Source organism: Chitinophaga sp. RCC_12 (assembly GCF_041360695.1).
Taxonomy (GTDB): Bacteria; Bacteroidota; Bacteroidia; order Chitinophagales; family Chitinophagaceae; genus Chitinophaga.
This window is the reverse complement of the sequence record NZ_JBFUPS010000008.1, coordinates 61773-76910: the sequence shown is the minus strand read 5'-3', so window position 1 is coordinate 76910 and position 15138 is coordinate 61773. Positions and strand designations below refer to the sequence as shown.

The following is a 15138-nucleotide window of genomic DNA, read 5'->3' as shown; positions in this document are numbered from 1 at the left end:
TCTAAAAAAATAAGCAGCGCCGGCGGCCGGGCTACCGCCTGTTTTAACTGCGCTGCTCTATTATTGGAATCGTTACTAACGGTTATACCCGTACGATAATTTTACCTACTGTTCTGCCGGTTTCTATCTGGAGATGCGCCTGCTTCATTTCCTCCAAAGGGAAAGTTTTGGAGACGATGGACCTGAGCAGGCCCTGTTCCATCAAAGCAGCGATACTGGCCATTTCTGCGCCGTTGGACTCCACCAGGATAAAGAAACCGGTGATGCCTTTGGCTTCTGCCTTGGCGGTTACGGCTTCCCGGAAACCGGAAGGAATGCTGATGATGGTAGCGCCGGGCCTCATTACTTCGAGCGACTGATCGATGGTATCGCCGCCGATGGTGTCAAGCACGAAATCGACATCTGATACATGATCTATTAAGGGCTGGGTGTGATAATCGATGTGCTCATCCGCTCCCAATCCGAGGATCACCTCCCTGTTAACGGCCGAAGAAGTACCGATGACATACGCGCCGAGATGTTTGGCCAGTTGCACTGCATAGTGGCCTACGCCACCTGCCGCTGCATGGATCAGCACTTTATGCCCGGGCCTTATGCTGGCATGATCTATCAGTGCCTGCCAGGCGGTGAGCGCCGCCAGGGTGGCCGCAGCCGCTTCATCGTGGGAGATATTTGCCGGCTTCAACGCCAGGTGCGCCGCCGGTGCGGCTACATACTCCGCGTATGCGCGGCCGTGACCGGGGAAGTTGACCATTCCGAATACTTCATCGTTTTCTTTAAACAACGGTGAGTTGGAGGCGACTACCACGCCGGAAATATCCCAGCCAAGGATCAGCGGGTTTTCCTCTTTCAGGAGGTTGTACCTGCCTTTGCCGGCGCGGGTTTTAACATCCACCGGGTTAATGCTGATGGCCTTTACTTTTACCAGTACTTCAGCCTCTCCCGGTACAGGCACCGGCAGGTCTGTGAGTACTAAGTTATCCACGCTTCCTGCGCCATTTAAAACAATTGCTTTCATGGTCCGTTGTTTTATAAGCGCAAATTTATACCGATAATATCTTTATTCGCTTGTACATTATTCCTTTAATTCTGTACATTTAAAAGAAAGCCGGTGTATGTACACCCCATAAAAAAAGGACATCAACTAAATGACGCCCTTTCTTCTCTGAATCTATGCAATTGGGAAATATTTATTTTATACTGCTGCTGTTTGCGCCTTTCTTTTCACCGGCGCAGGCGTTTTCTTTTTCCGGCCTTTACCCCACCAGATAATAAACCCCGTAATAGGTAGTGTAGCGCCGATCAGGCTGGCGAAAAATGCCATGAACTTGCCCGGTAACCCCAGGATGCTGCCTACGTGGATATCGTAGTTCATGCGTCTGAGCTTAGCGCCAAATTCGGCTTCTGCAAAGGATTGCTCATATAATTTATTACCGGTAAGCGGTTCCAGTGTATGCTGATCAAATACGTAGCGCTGGTTATTATAATACTGTCCTTTTTCAGGATATACAATAACGGTAATAGACGCGGTGGCTTTGGAAGTATCCGGGAAGGCCATGTAAAAACCGGATGTCTCCGGGTGTTTGCCTATCGCCGTTTTCCAGGCGATATCCATTTTCTGGCCGAGGTTATCATAGTGCTTTTTGCCTGCCTGCAGGGAATCGGATTTCAGCTCCCGGAATTCCGGCAGTGTTTTTCCACCGGAGGTAGCCCAATAGAGACCTTTACTCCACCATTCCAGTCCGTATACCATACCGGTAACGCATATAGCAAAAAGTACCAGCAGTGCGTAAAAGCCCAGTACATTGTGCAGGTCGTAGTTGACCCGTTTGAAGCTGGCGCCCCATTTTATTTTAAAGCTCTGGTTACGGGTACTTTTATTCCATCTTTTCGGCCACCATAATACCAGGCCGCTGATCAGGGTGATTACGCAGATCAAAGTACTGTAGTTGACGATAGGCCGGCCGATCTTAAACGGCAGCCAGAGGAAACGGTGCCCGTTGAGTACCCATCTGAAAAAGTTCAGTTCTCCTTCTTTGCGGTTTACTTTATTTATTACCGCCCCGGTGTAAGGGTTCAGCTTCAGGGTAGAACCGCCTCTCCTTGCGCCGATATTGGCTTCCACGGCTTTGCCTTCTTTATACAGCACGTAGCCTACGGTTTTGCCGGGATATTCTTTCGCGGCTACTTCCAGGATCTTTGAAGGAGCGATGAGTGGCTGCGATTGTACCGGAACATTTGCTTCCGGTTCCATCCAGCCGGTGATTTCCTCGTTGAAAACGTAGATGCATCCGGTTACGCACACGATGACTACTACGATACCCGAAGCAATGCCCAGCCACAGATGCAGCCAGGCGGAGATGCGATAGAACAGCGACCGGGAATTTGCTTTTTTCCCGGCCGTTTTCTTTGAATTTGCATTCATATTTTTCTGCATAAAAGTGATATCAATATGCTGCTTTGGTGCCGTAATTCTTCCGCCATCACATTTTAAAACAGCTTTATTGAAACGACATAAGGCAAGGTTATTCCGTAGCGAATCCTGCAGCATGGTATCCAGGTATTCAGCATACAGCGTACTTATAGGTATTTAAATCTGCTGTAAAAGTAGGTGTATATCTTTCAAAGGATTTTCGATATCGGGAATTTTTCGGGAGATTTATTTTTCCGGATTGCGGGGGAGGTTGTCTTTCTCAGGATTACACTGATGATGCTGATTTTTTTGATTCGATTTTTTTTGATTTTTATTTTATGTTGATTTTTAGCTGCTCAGCCACCGCAGAGGTGTAGCCTGGCATGGCTATTATTTCGCGGTTTTTATTAAGAAGGATATAGGTGGGGTAACCGCTGATCTGCAATTTATCAAGATACCCACCGGTACGGCCGTTGTACAGTGATAATATGCCGGGGAACTTTTCGCGTTTATCCAGGAATGCTTTCATTTGCTGGAGGTTATCGTCAACTGAAATGGAAACGATGGTTAACTGGCCGTTGCACTGGCTGATCCAGGAGGGAAAGTTTTTCATTCCTTCCACGCAGCCCCAGCACCAGGTAGCCCAGAAGTCGACCAGGATAAAATCGGATTTGATATCTGCAAAATTCACGGTTTCATTTTTTTCATTTTTCAGTGTTAGCATTGGAAATTTATTCCCGATGCGGGCGCGGGTATTTTCGGTAATGACGTGGGTAAGCATCGTCCTGATCCCTGGATGGGTAAGACTATCCAGGATGGTGGCGCGGATGCGGCGGGACAGTTCATCTTTCTGCCCCGGCTCACGATTGACCCGGTATGCCTGGTTACACCCTGCTGCCAGTGCCAGTTGTTGCAGCTGCGGCGATTTAAAATAAGCCGCTTCATGAGTGATTCTGCCGGTGAGATTATCCGCACTTCCTTTATATCGTTGGTTAACGAGAAAGAACATCCTGATAAACATATCGTCTTCCAATAGCTTCGTATAAAAAGGATTTCTTTCCTGAACGGGCAGGTTATTGAAATAGTCATTCTCAAAATGATCCATCAAGCCTGTGGTATCTGGCAGCTGTTGCACAAATGACAGGTAATAGATCGCCGCGTCATAGTGCAGCAGCGGGTATGCGGCGGATGCAGTGTCGTTGGCATATTGTAGCACTATTTCACGGAAGCGTTGAAAAATGCTATCCACGGGCATAACCGGCCGGAAACGGCCCGTAGTATCCATGAACAAGGGATACCAGTTTTCCAGGAGCGCTTGTTCCATGCTATGCAGGAGTTGGTTCACGGGAACGCCGGCGGCATCGGTTACGGTGAGTTGGCCGGTCGTATCCTGAATGGAATAGGCGCCGCCCGGCAGTGTAAAAAAGGACAGCGACCTGTTTTCTACGAGCAGTTTTACCAATGGTCCGCAGGAATCCGATACGGTTACCCGGAAATTTCCGGCACCATTTGTATGTACCTTCAGTATTTCCACCGGCGCTTTACTGATATAATCGGCATAGCCGTACAGAGTAATGAGGCTGTGCGGATTTCCAGACAGCTGCCCTTCAATGATGATAGCGCCTTTGCCCGCCACTGGTATGATAAACAGCCAGATGACCAGGTAAAACAAACGTATACTCATGTACATGATAATTTCAATATGAAAGTAGTGTTTATAACTGACAAAAAAATGTGCGTTAATTGTTCAAATCTTCACACGGTAACTTTAAACCGCTACCAAAAGATATATGTTGTTAACAAAGAATTTACACTTGATAATCTGCATTCTTCTACCTTGAATGCATTGGGAAAAGAAAGACCTGCAACCCCTTAACATGAAAACCTGGATTTTATGAAAAACAACCTTACCCTGACCAGGATGAATGGCCGCAATGCGGAGGAAAATGAAGCAAAGGAACGGATTATAAAGATTGTCAATTCCCTGGCGGTAAGCGCCAGCCTGCTGGCATTTACGCTTGGGTGCCTATTATATTATCTAACGGGCTACGGTATTATTTTTTACCCTGCCCTGCTGGAAAGCACCCTTTTTCTTTCCACGCTGCTGATTACCCGTTACAGCAAACCGGTTTACGGGAAACAGTTAATGTTCTTGTTACACAGTGTTTCCATCTGGTTTTTTGGCGTGTTGCTGGGGCCTGCTTCCCAGATTTACCTGTTTGCACCCTTCCTTGCTTTTTGTGTATTCCTGGTATTTGAAAAGCCCTGGTCGCAGGTAATAACCCTTGTTGCCAGTGCAGTGGTAATGATACTGGTACTGCTTAATTTCAGGTACCCGGTGATTGCTTCGCTTCCGCTTAATAAGGATACCGAATTATACTTACACTGGCTGGTGATTATTTCAGCTACTTTCCTGAACGGCACAGCCCTGTATTATTTTGCCAAGGAAAGCAGGTTCCAGAATAAACAGCTGAAATCGCTGGTAAACCAGCTGGACAAAGCCAACCAGGCCATGCGCATCTACGTGCGTGAAACCACCCACGAAATCCGGTCGCCATTGAATGTGGTAAACAGCATCCTGCAAAATTATATTGAAACGGCCGACCACGGGAAAAGGACGGTACAGGTAGGTATTGCCCACCTGGAAGCAGTGCATTTTGCCTGCCAGGATATGCAGCTGGTAATGAGCAATGCGCTGGGATGGTCGAAAATTGAGGAAGGAAAAGATGAGATCAGCAAATCGCCGTTCCACTTCAGCGACTGGGTACAGCACTTATGCGATACGTATGAATACCTGGCCAAAAGAAGATCCGTACATATCAATATTTCACTGAACGACAACCTGCCGGAGTATATCCTGGCAGATAAGTCGAAGCTTCGCACCATTATTGTAAACCTTCTCAGCAACGCCATTAAGTTCACTACTTTCCGGTCGATCATTACGGTAAGGGCCGGCATGAAAAACAACCAGCTGGTAGTTTCCGTAACCGATCAGGGAGTGGGCATTAGTGCCGACCGGAAGGAGCATATTTTTGATCCGTATGTGACTGAACCAGGGCAGCATACAGAATCCAGCGGGCTGGGACTGCCCATTGCCCGCCATATGGCCCGCATGATGGGAGGCGATCTTACGGTAACAGATAATCCTGATGGCGGGGGCAGCATTTTTACCCTGCGCATGCCGGTGGAAATTACTACTCCACCTGCTGCTATCCATCAAATGATGGACTATTCCATTTTAAAAGGCTTAAAAGTATTGGTAGTAGACGATGACCACCTGAACCACCTCGCGTTTTCACTGGCGCTCAAACGCATGGGCATAGAAGTAATAGTGGCCGACTCCGGTCCGCAGGGTTTTGCCAAAGCCCGGCTGCATCAACCGGATGCTATATTAATGGACATGATCATGCCACATATCAGCGGTGTGGAAATGTTGTCGCAGTTCAGGGCCGACCGCCAGTTGCGGCAGATCCCTTTCATACTGGTATCCGGCAATGCCTACAGTGAAGTAAAGGAAGAAATAATTGCTTCCGGGGCAGATGGATTTTTGAGTAAACCGGTAAACATTGAACAACTGTATACGATATTGAAAGACCTGGTAGTAATGGCAGATGCTACTCCACCGGTTTCAGTCGCCAGGTAGCCCTGATCCTTCCCGCCGCTCTCATTTTATGCAGCTGCTCTTCTGTGGCGTTTTCCACCACATGTGGCAGACCGGTAAGGCGCGCATGATCACGGGCAGCCGCCTTGTCTATTTCGAATCCCATCTTCCGGAAAAATATTTCAGCGGCTTCAAAGCTATCGAACATTTTTTCATGGATTTGGTGCTGGGCATAAAATGCTTTCCACTGTTCATCCCGTTTTATTTCGTTGGTGGCGGCATCCCGCTTCACATAAATATCTGCGGTGATCCAGTATCCTCCACGTTGTTGCAACACGCGGCGGATAATATTACATAGTTTTTCCTTTTCTGTATCATCAAGGTACATCAACAATCCTTCGTTCACTATTACCAGCGGGCCTTCCGGGAAACGATCCACTGTTTCCATAAACTGCGCTTCATCCAATGCGTTTAATGGTAATACTTCCAGCACACCGGCCGGTGGTTGTTTCTCCAACGCCGCAACAAATTCCTTCTTTAGTGCTATTACTTCCGGCAGGTCCGTATCAATATAGTGATACCCCGGTTGTTTCACAGTTTCCAGTCCACGGAAAGAAAACCCGGAAGACAGTTCAAGCACATTTTTTACCGGCAATTCATCCAGTAATTGATTGATACTCCAGTAACGATCCTCGAAATGCACCACTCTTAACCAGAAAGAAAGATCCTTGCTATCCATATTCATATGATAGGGCTGCGGCGCCAGCATGAGTTGTGCAGCTTCCTTCGCATAAGGAATAGCGGTAACGCCTTTGAGCAGCAACAATGATTTGGCAGTAGGACTGATGGTGCTGTAATCCCGGTGAGCAGTTTCCATACCTGTTAATTTACGGATAAAGATACGCACTAAGCGTTATCGTTGCCTGCTAAAAAATGTGCGTAAAAATCGGGAATGGGACTGTTCCGGATGCCGGCTATGGTTTCTTCCACCGGGTAAGGTACCTTCCGGATGGCCGGTGTAATTTCACTACCGTTAACCGTTAGTTGCAGATAGGCCGCCAGGCGGTCTTTTTCTTTCGACCTGCCTACTGATCCGGTGTTGATCACCATTTTTCCCGCCGCTTCCAGCGGGCGTATATAAGAGAGATGCGTATGCCCGGTCACCATTATATCTGCATGATATTCTTCCATCATTCCCAACAGGTCATTTTCATCATGATCCTGGTAGAGGTATTCATCGTTACTGCGGGTGCTGCCGTGTACCAGTAATACTTTTACGCCGGCAACATCCATCTGTATATGGGGTGGCAGTTCTGCGAGGAAGGCTGCGTGTTGCGGCCTAATGGTATCTTTTGTATAGTTGATGGCCTGTAGCCTGGCTGTTTGTTCTTCCGGAGTGTGTTTACTAAGCGGGTATACAGGGTGGTCAAAGGCGATGCGTTCATCATGATTGCCCATAATTACCGGGATGTTCTTTTGCCGGATCAGGTCTATTACTTCATTGTGCCACGGCGCCGCATCCGTGAGATCGCCCAGGCAGTATACCTGGTGGGCACCAAACTGTTCTATGTCTTCCAGTACGGATATCAACGCAGGAAGGTTTGCGTGAATATCACTGATGATGGCCAGCTTCAACATTTCATTTGTTCATTTTGATATTTGCAACGTTACTATTTAATTCATGCACTGCATATTTCAGGCAATAATAAACTATGAAAATACTATTATTCCGTTGAATAATACCATTACCCCAACACCGCAAGAACCGGGTTTTCCGTGGTGGCCCGGGCAGTTATTTTTGTATCTCCATAAAAAAAATACCAGATGAAAGATATTAAACAGCGGCTGCTGGCGCACGACTGGCAACAGGCAGCCACCCAATTGAACGACCGCGGTTATACGTTACTGAAAGGTGTGTTGGGCAAAGCGGAATGTGATGCGTTGATCAATGATTACCAGGCCGACGACACCTACCGGAAAACAATTGTGATGGAGCGTTACCGTTTTGGGAAAGGGGAATATAAATATTTTCAGTATCCCCTGCCGGAGCTGGTCACCACTATCCGGGAAACAGTGTACCCATTTATTGCGCCGGTAGCCAACAAATGGATGGAAGTATTGCACATCGCGCAGCGGTATCCCGATACGCACGCCGCATTAAAAGCGTATTGTCACGCTAACGGGCAAACGAAACCTACCATCCTGATCCTTAAATATGGGCAGGATGGGTTTAACACCCTGCACCAGGACCTGTACGGCGATATTTATTTCCCGATGCAGCTGGTGGTATTCCTGAATGAGCCGGAAGAGGATTATACCGGGGGCGAGTTTGTATTAACGGAACAGATCCCCAGGGCGCAATCCAAAGCCAATGTGCTGCGGCCACAGCGGGGGGATATGCTGATATTCACCACTAATTTCCGGCCGGTGAAAGGCAGCAAGGGATATTACCGTGTGAACATGAAACATGGCGTAAGCCCGGTGCATAACGGGAACCGGCACACGCTGGGAATTATTTTTCACGATGCGTTGAGCTGATTGTTATTCACCCCATGCGGTAAGCAGCAGGTTCCGCGGACCGCCGTGATTGCGGTGTTCACACAGGTATATGCCCTGCCAGGTACCTACTGCAAGCCGGCCGTTGCGGATGGGGATCATAACAGAACTACCTAACAACGCGGCTTTCAGGTGCGCCGGCATATCGTCGGATCCTTCATCATCGTGCAGGTATTCCGGATCGTTTTCAGGGACGGTTTTATTGAAATACATTTCGAAATCTTTCCGCACGGTGGGATCTGCATTTTCATTCAGCGTAAGCGACGCTGAGGTATGCTGGATGAATACCTGCAGCATCCCCGTTTTTATTTCGGAAAGTTGCGGAAATGCCTGTACGATTTCCGTGGTGATGATGTGAAATCCCCTTCTTCTTTGCTGTAGCTGTAATGCCTGCTGGAATATTTTCATGCCGTGCAAGTTAAACATTTCGTTATTGTCCGTATGCCACTTTCCAGATGCGATTGGTTTTATCGTCTGTTACCAGCATTGCGCCGTTTTTCAATACAAGGAGTCCTACCGGCCGGCCTCTTACATCTGCCGTGGTCGAGTCTTTCACAAATCCGGTGAGAAAATCCGTTGGTTTACCGGCGGGTTTTCCATTGGCAAAGGGTACAAACAATACTTTGTAACCAGAGATAGGCTTGCGGTTCCAGGAGCCATGCTGGGCGATGAATGCACCCTGGTGGTATCTTTCCGGAAATTTATCTCCCCGGTAAAATACCAGGCCCAGGGAGGCGGTATGAGGGCCTAATTCTACATCGGGGATAATGGTATTGTTTGCTTCCGGTGGCGCGGGATCTTTTACGCGTGTATCGGTATGCTGACCGTAATACTTCCAGGGCCATCCGTAGAAGCCGCCTTCTTTTACACCGGTCATGTAATCGGGTACCAGGTCGTTGCCTAATTTATCCCTTTCATTAACAGCTACCCATAAGGTAGAAGTACCGGGTGCCCAGTCCATGCCAACGGGGTTTCTTAAACCGGCAGCGTAAATGCGGCGACCGGTACCATCGGGATTGATTTCCACGATGGCTGCCCTCGATTGTTCATTTTCAATACCTTTCTCTGCATGGTCGGTGGCTGAGCCGATAGCGATATAAATTTTGGATTGCTCTTTATTAGCGATGATATTTCGCGTCCAGTGCTGATTTTTTTTGCCGACAGGCAGGTCTGTTATTTTCTCCGGCGCCGCGGTGATCACCGTATCGCCGGTTTTGTAAGGATAGCGGACTAACGCATTGGTATTGGCCACATAAAAATGATTGCCTATCAGCAGCATACCAAAGGGCTGATTTAGATTGGAAAGAAAGGTGCTGCGGAACTCCGGTATACCGTCGTGGTTGGCATCCCGCAGCAGGGTGATGCGATCTGCGCTATGCCGCATACTCTTTGACTTCTGGGCGCCTACAAACACCGCTCCTATTTTAATCACCAGCGGGAAATTACTGTTTGATTCCGCCACCAGCACGTCGCCGTTTGGGAGCGCATACATCCAGCGTGGATTTACCAGGCCATCCGCATATAAAGACACGTGAAAACCTGCAGGTGCAACGGGTGTTTCACCGGGGCCCCAGCCAACTACCTGGCTATAATTCATATATGATTTTGTGGCATGGGGTGGCGGCAGGGGGGCACTGTCCTGTGCGCACAGCTGATGAGCTGCGGGCAACATCAAAAGTGACAACAAATATTTTTTCATGAGAAGGTGCTTTTAGGGTGATACCATCTCTCTTACAATATTTGCGCCACCGGATGCCACAAAAGGAGCGCGGCCGTATGTATGGTAAAATCTTAAATTTGAACGCTTTTGCATTTTTGTTTATCTTCATATTTCCCGCCGAAGATCCAAACGAACGTGAAGACCTTAATGCTTAAAATTTTAGCCATGACGAGACCACAACAAATAATGATTATTGATGATGATGCCGATGATAGAATTTTTTTCCAGGAAGCCATCCACAATATTTCCCCGGTTATAGAAACGCATGTATGCGATAGTGGAATACAGGCAATAGCGATGTTCCAGGAAAATAAAATTCCGGCTCCTGATTACATTTTCCTTGATTTCAACATGCCGCTGATGAACGGGCGCGAATGCCTGGTAGAACTGAAAAAGATCCTTCAGCATCAGTTAACCAATATTGTTATACTGAGTACTTCTGATATGAAGGAAGATATGGAAGATGCCATGCGGCTGGGTGCAAAATTATTCCTGACCAAGCCCAATACTTTCCAGGAATTATGCACCATGCTGAAAGGGGTATTGGAAGGCAGATGGCATAAGATCTTCTCCCCGGAAAAATAAAGGGTTACTTAGCAGTTGCACCTTTATTGTATTTGTTCCTATACTCGAGTGGCGATAAGCCGGTTGTTTTCTTAAAGATTGTTCTAAACGCCTTTGTATCTGAATAACCCACTTCCCACATAATTTCATTGATGTTTTTACGGCTGCTTTCAAAGCTTTTTTTGGCCACTTCTACCTTCACCCGTTGAATATATTCTGATACGGTGTTGCTGGTTGCTTTCTTAAATCTTCTTTCCAGGCTTCTGCGGCCTACGGCAAACATGGATGACAATTGTTCTACCGTGATTTTTTCCTGCCAATTCTGCTCAATAAATTCCTGCGCCTGTTTTACTGATTCATCCTGGTGTTCACGCTGACCTTTGAAAATAGTAAAGGTGGCCTGGTTGGTGCGGTCTATTTCAATTTCAAAATACTTGGACGCAAGAATGGCCATGTCCCTGTCTGTATACTTTTCTATCAGGTAGATGAGCAGGTTCCAGAAGGAATTGGCGCCACCGCTGGAATAAATACCCTTTTCATCTGTAATGATCTTTTCAGACACCAGTTCCACATCGGGGAACATGTTCCTGAATTCATTGGCTGCCAGCCAGTGGGTGGAGCAACGTTTTCCATTGAGCAAGCCTGTGGATGCCAGTAAAAAGGCGCCTACACAAAGGCTCGCCACTTCTGATCCGTGCTGATGCTGCTGTACAATCCAGGGATAGAAATCCTTATTCTGATCTATGACTACTGCACGCTCCCCGTTTACGGCTGGAATAATGATCAGGTCTGCTTTATGTTTTTCTGTGATCATTACGTCCGGGGTTACTTTAAAAAACCGGTCGTATTCGTGTGCTTCTTTGGAGAGTCCCACCAGCTGCACGTTGAATAACGGATCCTTTCCAACGCTTTCGAGGAAGTCGTTGGCTTTGGTAAACAGTACAAAGGGACCTTCAATACTACTGAGCGCAACGGCGCCTTTGGGAACGAGAATGGATATTTGTTTCATAATTCAAATCTAAGATAAAAGTTTCGCTGAATCAACCCTAAACAGGTGGTGCGCGTACCTTATCTTACTAAATATTTTTTTGGGAAGCCGGGCTAACCGGCTCCCCAAAAAAATATTACACTTCCGCCGCTACGCTGGTGGTATTCACCACCGCGCCTTTGGCCAGTTTTCTTTTTACGATTACGCTTACCCGGTGTACCAGGTAAATACAGGGTAGCGTTAAGCCTACAATGACCCATCCGAGTGTATCGTAGTGTTCCAGCGGACTGAATTTATCTTTCTGGGATACGATCATACCCGCAATGACCGCCGCTATTCCGCCGGCAATTTGTTGCAGGGACGAGTTTACGCTCATAAAGGCGCCACGGTCCGACAGGTCGGGGATGCCGGTAGTTAAGGCGGTGAATGGGATCATACGGCCCATGATACCCGCCATCATCAGTACGTTCAGGCACATGATGATCCAGAGCGGCTGCGGTGTTAAGTGCGTATAAATAATGATGATCACCAGTGCATAAATGGAGGCAATGGTAAAGAGTGTAAACCTGTCTTTTTTATCACTTAACTTTCCCAGCACCGGCATAATGAACAGGGAACCAACACCGGTCACCATGAACAACAGCGGTAACTGTTCCTGTGTAACGTGCAGGTTATTCACGGCAAATGCGCTACCAAAGGGCATCATCATAAATCCGCCTACAGACATGAGTGCGGTGGCGGTAAAACCGATGCGGTAATCGCGGCTTCTCACGGTATGCCACAGGTGCGTGAATGCACTTTTATCGCGTTGCACGGCCAGGTGTGCAATGACCGGTTGCAGCTGAAAGATGATCAGCAGCATCACGATAGCGGCTACACCGGCTACCAGGAAAAAGGGCGCTTCCCATCCCCATGCGTTGGCGAGGTATAACCCGATAGGGATACCGAGTACCTGACTGGCGCCGAATGCCATTTGCACAAACCCCATCACGCGGCCGCGTTGTGAGATATCAAAAAGATCGGTGACGATTGCCAGGGAAATAGATCCTATTACGCCGCCAAATAAACCGGTAACGATACGGGCCGCCACCATCGTGTAATACGTGTTGGCCAGGCCACAGCACAATGTGCCGAGAATAAAGCCCGCATAAAAGAATATCAGCAGTTTTTTACGGTCGAAGCGATCGGCAAAGCCGGCAGTGAGCAGGCCGGAGATACCGGCGCTGAAAGCGTAGGCCGATACGATGAGTCCGAACTGGTTAGGCTTTATGTTCATCGATTTCATAAGCATATCACCGAGTGGCGACATAACCATAAAATCGAGGATGACTGTGAATTGTGTGAGTGCCAACAGGGCTACGATCATTTTCTGGTGACCCGAAAATGCGGTGGATGCTTGTTTCATCAGGGAGATTTTGATCTTATGTATTTGTTAGTCTTCCAGCTCTGCACATTCGTACTCGCTGGCATTGATTAATGCGATAATGCGATCCGGCACCGGTTCGGCAGCTACTACTCTCAGCACGCAATCTACGTCTTCCATGTCTACTGTCCATTTTTCAATAAAGGACTGCTGATCCAGTAACGGCGCTACTTTGGAGCGGGCTTGCACAGTGGCAATGTTTGTTTTGAAAATGAGAACGTGTTGCATGACTAATTTGTTTTGTGAGCGAGCGTTCATTTATTAATTTGACAAAAAAAAGAGCTATTTCATTATTCCTTTTATCACACAGTCGAATGTTTCTTTCATGATCTTCTCTGAAAACTTAAACTTGCGGCCATCGAGGCTCCGTCCTTCGTTATGGAATTTTATCAGTGAGTATAATGGCGCAAAAGCAACAGACCAGTATACTTCGAGCGGCATTTCTCTGATCTCTCCGCGCTTTACTGCATTATGTACATAGCTCCCCATTGCGCTATGGAATTCATGTGAGATCGTTTCCAGCATTTTTTCTTTATACATAGAATTCCGCAGCTGTTCAAAGAAATTGACAGATTGGTGGTTATCCAGTGAAAAAGCGGCCCTGTTTTTCCATTGGATCCACAGCCCTTCCTCAAAGCCCATTTCCGGGTTAAAATCTTTCAGGGTGGCCCGCGTCATTTTCAGTGCTTCTTCTGTGCTGATGCTGGTCAGCAGGTCTTCTTTATCTTTATAATAAATATAAATAGTTGCCGGAGATACACCCGCTGCTTTTGCCAGCCGGTTGATGCCAAAATTTTCCAGTCCATCTTTCACCACCATTTCAATAGCGGACTCGCGGATGGCCTGTATTTTATTTTCGTCTCTGTATCTCATGCCGCACAAAGATAAGTGAGCGATTGCTCATTTTAAAATATTTTTTTGAGACAGGGGGATTTTGAGGAGGTTCAGCCTTTTAAATTAGTGTGAAAGATTAGACGGGATGAATTTGAGGTATCAGTGAAGAAAAAACGGACCAGTGGCCGTATAACATTACCACCAGGAGGTTTGCTGTAAAAATGCCTGTGGCGTTTGACCGGTGAAAGCCCGGAAGTCTTTTATAAAATGTGCCTGGTCGTAATAGCCGGCATCATAGGCTGCTTCTGTGAGGCTGCCGGCTTCCGGAAAATGATCGAGCAGGTGCCGTAATCTTACGATGGCGGAGAATTGCTTGGGCGTAGTTCCTACGCTTCGCCTGAATCGTTTTTCAAATGCATCCTGACTGATGTACAGGTCTGCTGCCAGTGATTTGATCTTCACATCGCCGGCGGCTGTTTTAATTTGTTGTACGGCATGGCGGATGAGTAAATCCGGTTGCCGGCTGCTGAGTGCCGCCATCAGAAATTGCTCCACAACCGCGATCCGCTGCAGGTTGTTTTTCGCCTCATACAACTGTTCTTCCACTTCCCTTATTTTATGACGCTGTACCAGTTGATCGAGCGATTCATGGGTATCGAACAATTCATGCAGGGGTGTTTTGAAAAAGGCCGCAGCGCCACCTTCTCTAAACTTCACCAGCACATTGCCGGTGCCGGGCGCATAGTGTAACAACCGGGAAGTTCTGCGCAAACCTGCCAGCGCTGTTGCCGGCAGGTCGGTTACCTCACCGGATTCCCCGGTTATTACTTTACCACCAAACCGGAAAGACATCACCACAGCAGTATCCGGCATTACGCGGTTCTCCATACCGTCTTTGCTTTCGATGATCAGATAAGCGCTGACATAAGGAGAGAGAAGAGCTGACGGAAGATAACTTTCCATGTTCATGCGGTAACAATTTGAGTGCTTATAAAGATACGGATAATTAGTGTTTAGTTCGGCGGACTAAACACTAACC

15 protein-coding genes are annotated in these 15138 nt (G+C 47.5%); 3 read left to right on the top strand and 12 right to left on the bottom strand.

All coding sequences use genetic code 11. The annotated features are described in order from the left end of the window. Positions 1-82: 82 nt before the first annotated feature. The 3 genes from AB6805_RS22100 to AB6805_RS22090 form a co-directional block, all read right to left on the bottom strand. Positions 83-1018: an NADP-dependent oxidoreductase gene (locus tag AB6805_RS22100; protein ID WP_370911619.1), complete on the bottom strand. Its 936-nt coding sequence runs from the start codon at positions 1016-1018 to the stop codon at positions 83-85. 177 nt (positions 1019-1195) lie between these two features. After that, positions 1196-2425, bottom strand: coding sequence for a PepSY-associated TM helix domain-containing protein (locus tag AB6805_RS22095; RefSeq protein ID WP_370911618.1), 1230 nt, complete (start codon positions 2423-2425; stop codon positions 1196-1198). Between the two features lie 319 nt (positions 2426-2744). Then, positions 2745-4097 carry a TlpA family protein disulfide reductase gene (locus AB6805_RS22090; protein ID WP_370911617.1) on the bottom strand — a complete coding sequence of 451 codons (1353 nt, stop codon included), beginning with the start codon at positions 4095-4097 and terminating at the stop codon, positions 2745-2747. 210 nt (positions 4098-4307) lie between these two features. On the opposite strand from AB6805_RS22090, the gene AB6805_RS22085 reads away from it, so the two are divergent. Then, on the top strand, positions 4308-6056 hold the full coding sequence (locus AB6805_RS22085) for a hybrid sensor histidine kinase/response regulator (RefSeq protein ID WP_370911616.1): 1749 nt from the start codon (positions 4308-4310) through the stop codon (positions 6054-6056). Here the strand turns inward: AB6805_RS22085 and AB6805_RS22080 are convergent. Together AB6805_RS22080 and AB6805_RS22075 are read right to left on the bottom strand one after the other, a co-directional pair. Then, positions 6028-6891, bottom strand: a complete 864-nt coding sequence (locus AB6805_RS22080; protein WP_370911615.1) for a class I SAM-dependent methyltransferase — start codon at positions 6889-6891, stop codon at positions 6028-6030. The two genes, AB6805_RS22085 and AB6805_RS22080, sit on opposite strands and share 29 nt — an antisense overlap. Positions 6892-6920: 29 nt before the next feature. After that, the gene (locus AB6805_RS22075) at positions 6921-7652 is read right to left on the bottom strand and encodes a metallophosphoesterase (RefSeq protein WP_370911614.1); all 732 of its coding nucleotides are present in this window, start codon (positions 7650-7652) and stop codon (positions 6921-6923) included. Positions 7653-7838: 186 nt separating this feature from the next. On the opposite strand from AB6805_RS22075, the gene AB6805_RS22070 reads away from it, so the two are divergent. Beyond that, positions 7839-8552, top strand: a complete 714-nt coding sequence (locus tag AB6805_RS22070; protein WP_370911613.1) for a 2OG-Fe(II) oxygenase — start codon at positions 7839-7841, stop codon at positions 8550-8552. A gap of 3 nt (positions 8553-8555) precedes the next feature. Here AB6805_RS22070 and AB6805_RS22065 read toward each other — a convergent pair whose 3' ends face one another. Next, positions 8556-8978, bottom strand: coding sequence for a secondary thiamine-phosphate synthase enzyme YjbQ (locus AB6805_RS22065; RefSeq protein WP_370911612.1), 423 nt, complete (start codon positions 8976-8978; stop codon positions 8556-8558). Positions 8979-9000: 22 nt separating this feature from the next. Continuing rightward, on the bottom strand, positions 9001-10269 hold the full coding sequence (locus AB6805_RS22060) for a sorbosone dehydrogenase family protein (protein ID WP_370911611.1): 1269 nt from the start codon (positions 10267-10269) through the stop codon (positions 9001-9003). Between the two features lie 186 nt (positions 10270-10455). On the opposite strand from AB6805_RS22060, the gene AB6805_RS22055 reads away from it, so the two are divergent. After that, positions 10456-10875, top strand: coding sequence for a response regulator (locus AB6805_RS22055; RefSeq protein ID WP_370911610.1), 420 nt, complete (start codon positions 10456-10458; stop codon positions 10873-10875). A gap of 4 nt (positions 10876-10879) precedes the next feature. Here AB6805_RS22055 and AB6805_RS22050 read toward each other — a convergent pair whose 3' ends face one another. The 5 genes from AB6805_RS22050 to AB6805_RS22030 all read right to left on the bottom strand — a co-directional run bounded on the left by AB6805_RS22050 (position 10880) and on the right by AB6805_RS22030 (position 15068). Further along, positions 10880-11863 (bottom strand): GlxA family transcriptional regulator, encoded by a 984-nt coding sequence (locus tag AB6805_RS22050; protein ID WP_370911609.1) that lies wholly within the window; start codon positions 11861-11863, stop codon positions 10880-10882. 115 nt (positions 11864-11978) lie between these two features. Then, complete coding sequence (locus tag AB6805_RS22045; protein ID WP_370911608.1) at positions 11979-13247, bottom strand: MFS transporter; 1269 nt, start codon at positions 13245-13247, stop codon at positions 11979-11981. A 27-nt stretch (positions 13248-13274) separates the two neighbouring features. After that, entirely contained in the window at positions 13275-13493 is a 219-nt protein-coding gene (locus AB6805_RS22040; RefSeq protein WP_370911607.1) for a hypothetical protein, read from the bottom strand. A 54-nt stretch (positions 13494-13547) separates the two neighbouring features. Next, positions 13548-14138 (bottom strand): TetR/AcrR family transcriptional regulator, encoded by a 591-nt coding sequence (locus tag AB6805_RS22035; RefSeq protein WP_370911606.1) that lies wholly within the window; start codon positions 14136-14138, stop codon positions 13548-13550. Between the two features lie 156 nt (positions 14139-14294). After that, positions 14295-15068, bottom strand: a complete 774-nt coding sequence (locus AB6805_RS22030) for a helix-turn-helix domain-containing protein (RefSeq protein WP_370911605.1) — start codon at positions 15066-15068, stop codon at positions 14295-14297. Positions 15069-15138: the final 70 nt, after the last annotated feature.

Coding starts and splice junctions, on each gene's coding strand:
- AB6805_RS22050 (WP_370911609.1), bottom strand. CDS start 11,863: ATGAAACAAATATCCATTCTCGTTCCCAAAGGCGCCGTTGCGCTCAGT.
- AB6805_RS22045 (WP_370911608.1), bottom strand. CDS start 13,247: ATGAAACAAGCATCCACCGCATTTTCGGGTCACCAGAAAATGATCGTA.
- AB6805_RS22030 (WP_370911605.1), bottom strand. CDS start 15,068: ATGAACATGGAAAGTTATCTTCCGTCAGCTCTTCTCTCTCCTTATGTC.
- AB6805_RS22080 (WP_370911615.1), bottom strand. CDS start 6,891: ATGGAAACTGCTCACCGGGATTACAGCACCATCAGTCCTACTGCCAAA.
- AB6805_RS22090 (WP_370911617.1), bottom strand. CDS start 4,097: ATGAGTATACGTTTGTTTTACCTGGTCATCTGGCTGTTTATCATACCA.
- AB6805_RS22095 (WP_370911618.1), bottom strand. CDS start 2,425: ATGAATGCAAATTCAAAGAAAACGGCCGGGAAAAAAGCAAATTCCCGG.
- AB6805_RS22060 (WP_370911611.1), bottom strand. CDS start 10,269: ATGAAAAAATATTTGTTGTCACTTTTGATGTTGCCCGCAGCTCATCAG.
- AB6805_RS22040 (WP_370911607.1), bottom strand. CDS start 13,493: ATGCAACACGTTCTCATTTTCAAAACAAACATTGCCACTGTGCAAGCC.
- AB6805_RS22035 (WP_370911606.1), bottom strand. CDS start 14,138: ATGAGATACAGAGACGAAAATAAAATACAGGCCATCCGCGAGTCCGCT.
- AB6805_RS22085 (WP_370911616.1), top strand. CDS start 4,308: ATGAAAAACAACCTTACCCTGACCAGGATGAATGGCCGCAATGCGGAG.
- AB6805_RS22100 (WP_370911619.1), bottom strand. CDS start 1,018: ATGAAAGCAATTGTTTTAAATGGCGCAGGAAGCGTGGATAACTTAGTA.
- AB6805_RS22065 (WP_370911612.1), bottom strand. CDS start 8,978: ATGAAAATATTCCAGCAGGCATTACAGCTACAGCAAAGAAGAAGGGGA.
- AB6805_RS22075 (WP_370911614.1), bottom strand. CDS start 7,652: ATGTTGAAGCTGGCCATCATCAGTGATATTCACGCAAACCTTCCTGCG.
- AB6805_RS22055 (WP_370911610.1), top strand. CDS start 10,456: ATGACGAGACCACAACAAATAATGATTATTGATGATGATGCCGATGAT.
- AB6805_RS22070 (WP_370911613.1), top strand. CDS start 7,839: ATGAAAGATATTAAACAGCGGCTGCTGGCGCACGACTGGCAACAGGCA.